Genomic DNA, 2500 nt, shown 5'->3' on the forward strand with positions numbered 1-2500 from the left:
TGCCGCTTGCTCGCGCAGTTGGTTGCGTGCGTCTACCGCTTGCGGTGGCGCTTGGTTGGCTTTTTCTTGACAACTAATGCCTTCGACTACAGCCAGATATTGATGAGGGTGCTGAGCAATATATTGTTCAGAGACGACTTCTACCTCGGTGGCTGATAAGTAGTTTTCAAAATTTTCTTATCAAGATTACTGTTAAATTGGTAATGGCCACTGCAGCTAGCTAAGGCTAAGCAGAGGGTAATGATTGAAAGCTGGCGCATAAATATCCCAAAAATTATTGTTTATCAAGCCGTGTTAGTCGCGAGTATACCACTACTTGCTTAAGCATGCGGTAGCCCCAAAAAGTGAATTTCCTGTTGTTTTCTGTTACGCCTTTCATCAATGATTCTTTATGTTCTTAAGTTACTAAAATAAATTCCCTCCATCTCGATCATCAATCTAAGCTGGTTTTACAGTTAAGTTAAACCAATGAATTATGTTTAGTTAGTGTATTGCTTTGATGTATTTTTGAGCTATTTAATTTTGTATTTTACTATCTTGTTAATTAAAAAGTCTGGAAATTCCTTTTGAGGTGCGTTTAAATTCTGATGTATTTAGGTTAGCCGGATGCTAATTATTTCTTCGGGTCAGTCAAAATGCTAAGTATCGATTGACGCCGTATCAGATGTAAGGGAATTGTTTTGTCTATTTTTCATAAGCTAATGTCAGCATTTGGCTTCGTCGTATTGTTAATGTTTTTATCTGCAATTGTGTGTTTTGTGCGGCTAGAAAAAATCAGTGATAAAGAGCGACAAGTTGTTGAAGTTAGCGTGCCTGTGGTGGCACAAAGCAAAGAGATTGAACGTCATTCAGCAATCTTTAAGTGCGCTTAGAGCCTATCTCATTCATGGTGCTACGGCCCAACGAGCTGAACATTTTCAGGCTATCTTTGAACAAGCATGGCTTAATATCGAAGATAGTGTGGCTAAGATCCAAAGCTTTAACCAAATTCAGGTACCAGAATCCACACTACAAGCTTTTGAGCAGCTAAAAAACCTACAGCAGGACATTCTCGAAATATCCCATACCGATAATAACCTGCCGGCCCATGCCTTGTTGTTGTTCGATATCGCTCCCTTAGCGGAGGAAGCAATGAACCAAGTGTCGAGTGCAGTGGCGGAAGAAGTATCCCTGTCGGGGCTTTATAGCCCTAAGAAGAGGGCGTTTGCTGGCCAACATGGGTGAAGCTCGCAATGAGTTAGCCAATGCCTTAACCAGTTTGCGCAGCTTTATTATTACCGGTGACAGTTATGAACAACAACGCTATAACGACTACTTTGCACGTCATCAGCAATTAGTCGACGAAGTGGAAAAGACCAGTGACTTATTCACCGAAGAACAAGCACGCTTATGGCAACAGTTTGTCGAAATGGTGGAAATTTTCTCTCCTTTAGTAGATGAATTGTTTGTTATGCGAGCTGCGCCAGATTGGAATGTGGCTAATTACCGTATGGCTAACGAAGTGATCCCCTTAGTGGCTGCTATTGAAGCCCAGCTAGCCGAATTTAACTTATTGCAGCAACATCGTCTTGATGGCATCAATCTGAGTTGGCCAGATTGGGCCAGCAAATAATCGTGGTGATTTTTTCTGGCGTTTTAGGCAGCCTTGCTTGGCGGCTTAGTGGTGTTTTTTATCACTCGGCAGATTAAAACCAATATGAATGCGCTTAGTCACCGTGCCGCTTTGATTGCTAATGGAGATTTGTCGCAACCCGCCTTAAAGGTGCGCTCAAAAGATGAAATTGGCCAATTAACTCACTCCGTGAATATGATGGCCGAGCAGCTCAAGTTGTTGATTGCGGAAGTTAATGGCACCGCCGCTGAACTCGATCAAAATAGTCAATTTGTGGTTTCTAAAAACTCCCACATCGGTAGTGCGCTTGATGAGCAGCGTTTAAAAGTGGACTCTGCTGCAACTGCGATAGAACAAATGTCGGCCGTGGCTCACGAGATTGCGGGCAATACTTCACAAGCGGCTGAGCATGCTCAAGAGTGTGCTGTGCTGGCGAGTCAAGGGTGACGTGGTTAATCAAACCATTGTTATCATGCAGCAAATTGAAACCTCAGTAACAACCAGCAATCAGCGGATCGCCGAGCTTAATTTAGCCGGAGAAGAAGTAGAAAAGATCACCGACGTTATTGCCGGAGTGGCAGAGCAGACCAATTTATTGGCTTTGAATGCCGCGATTGAAGCGGCTAGAGCGGAGAGCAGGGCAGAGGATTTGCCGTGGTTGCTGACGAGGTCCGCAATCTTGCCAGTCGAACTAGCGAGTCCACAGAAGAGATTGCTAAAATTATCGAGCAAATTCGCAGCTTAACCGGAGGCGCTAAACAGAGCATGGACCAAAGCAGCGAGTTAGTATCAAACGGGCGCGAAGTGGTTAATCAAGCCGGTCATGCCTTACACAAGTGATGGATACCACTCAAGGTGTGACGGAAATGGTCACCGCCATCGCTACCG

4 protein-coding genes and 1 pseudogene (1 of these 5 cut by a window edge) are annotated in these 2500 nt (G+C 44.2%); all 5 read left to right on the forward strand.

From position 1 onward, the window contains the following. Positions 1-837: 837 nt before the first annotated feature. Positions 838-1224, forward strand: a complete 387-nt coding sequence (locus AR383_RS00010) for a hypothetical protein (protein WP_055731273.1) — start codon at positions 838-840, stop codon at positions 1222-1224. Next, positions 1217-1612, forward strand: coding sequence for a hypothetical protein (locus AR383_RS00015; protein ID WP_055731274.1), 396 nt, complete (start codon positions 1217-1219; stop codon positions 1610-1612). Before AR383_RS00010 ends, AR383_RS00015 begins: the two co-directional genes overlap by 8 nt. A 48-nt stretch (positions 1613-1660) precedes the next feature. Next, positions 1661-2059, forward strand: coding sequence for a HAMP domain-containing protein (locus AR383_RS00020; protein ID WP_198150192.1), 399 nt, complete (start codon positions 1661-1663; stop codon positions 2057-2059). Between the two features lie 25 nt (positions 2060-2084). Beyond that, positions 2085-2452, forward strand: a pseudogene (locus AR383_RS21130) (methyl-accepting chemotaxis protein). Then, a protein-coding gene (locus tag AR383_RS00030; RefSeq protein WP_157051607.1) for a hypothetical protein crosses the window boundary here: on the forward strand, positions 2449-2500 show its 5' end (the start). It continues 170 nt past the right edge of the window; only the first 52 of its 222 coding nucleotides appear in the window; its start codon is at positions 2449-2451; its stop codon lies off the right edge, out of view. Before AR383_RS21130 ends, AR383_RS00030 begins: the two are co-directional and overlap by 4 nt.

It is taken from the genome of Agarivorans gilvus (assembly GCF_001420915.1).
Lineage (GTDB): Bacteria > Pseudomonadota > Gammaproteobacteria > Enterobacterales > Celerinatantimonadaceae > Agarivorans > Agarivorans gilvus.